Below are 945 nucleotides of genomic sequence, written 5' to 3' on the forward strand. Positions count from 1 at the left end.
AACGAAGGTTTTTAGTTGTGTGGGATGTTCACACTGCTTAAACACGGAGTTGAAAACGCGAGTATGAATTTCCCGCTTGTGCGCTCTGACGGTGTACTCGGACTTCAATTGTTTTGCTGGGCATCGGCTCTGTAATCGTTGTTCTATTTATAAGGATAGTTTCTAGATAGCAATATATTCATGCATCATCTGATTGAAACAGGGATAATTGCCCAGGTGAAATATTGCCTCGCCCAAATCGGTGATAGTAGAGATGGCAGCTACTGCAAAGACAGCCTAAGTTTTCTTTTCGGTTATCAGATGGGTCGAAGTTGTAATGATGAACCTGAAGGTTATGAACCCGACGTTGGGATAAAGTTAGCTCTGATGGTTTCTCGCTTCCTGGCGCAAGCAGAGGCGATCGCACTTAGTACAGCGCCAATCGGAGGCATCTTTTACAGATGTGGCGATTTGTTTCCAATCTTTGGAGTAGCGGGTTTTGCTCATACTCTCCTATTCGACAACTTCAGCGCGAGTTAATTCTAATTAATTAAGATACTCCTTAATGCCACTTTGTTCACGACGGAGAATTGCTAAAGCTTTATGCTCAAGCTGACGGATTCGTTCTCGGCTCAAGTTTAAGCGTAAGCCGACTTCAGTCAAACTCAGTTGATGATCATTCTCTAGCCCAAAACGCAGAATTAGTATTTCGCGTTGTATAGGGGGTAGGGATGCCAGCAGATTATTTAAATCGAGGTGCAACAGTTCCTTAGTGAGCCGTTCGTCTGAGGACATGCTCTCATCAGGTAAGATATCCAATAGCTCAGTGTCTTGGTTGTCTCCCACACGCAAATCCAGAGAAACTGGCTGTTTCGAGACACTGAAATATTCTCGAACCTGGTTAGGCTTTAAATTTAATTCTTCGGCAATTTCGGTGACAGTAGCATAGCGACCGAGTTTTTGAAA

The 945-nt window shown here is 43.7% G+C and carries 2 protein-coding genes; one reads left to right on the forward strand and one right to left on the reverse strand.

Going from position 1 to position 945, the window contains the following annotated elements:
* The first annotated feature begins 180 nt into the window (after positions 1-180).
* Entirely contained in the window at positions 181-519 is a 339-nt protein-coding gene (locus A4S05_RS44450) for a hypothetical protein (protein ID WP_069071785.1), read from the forward strand.
* A 6-nt stretch (positions 520-525) separates the two neighbouring features.
* Here the strand turns inward: A4S05_RS44450 and A4S05_RS38300 are convergent.
* Positions 526-945: sigma-70 family RNA polymerase sigma factor (locus tag A4S05_RS38300; RefSeq protein ID WP_084227422.1), on the reverse strand; the 420-nt coding region annotated here is incomplete at its 5' end.

The sequence above is a fragment of the Nostoc sp. KVJ20 genome (assembly GCF_001712795.1).
In the GTDB taxonomy this organism is placed as follows: domain Bacteria; phylum Cyanobacteriota; class Cyanobacteriia; order Cyanobacteriales; family Nostocaceae; genus Nostoc.

What these genes read in the sequence shown, in the direction of transcription:
- A4S05_RS44450 (WP_069071785.1), top strand. Translation starts at nt 181, where the DNA reads ATGCATCATCTGATTGAAACAGGGATAATTGCCCAGGTGAAATATTGC.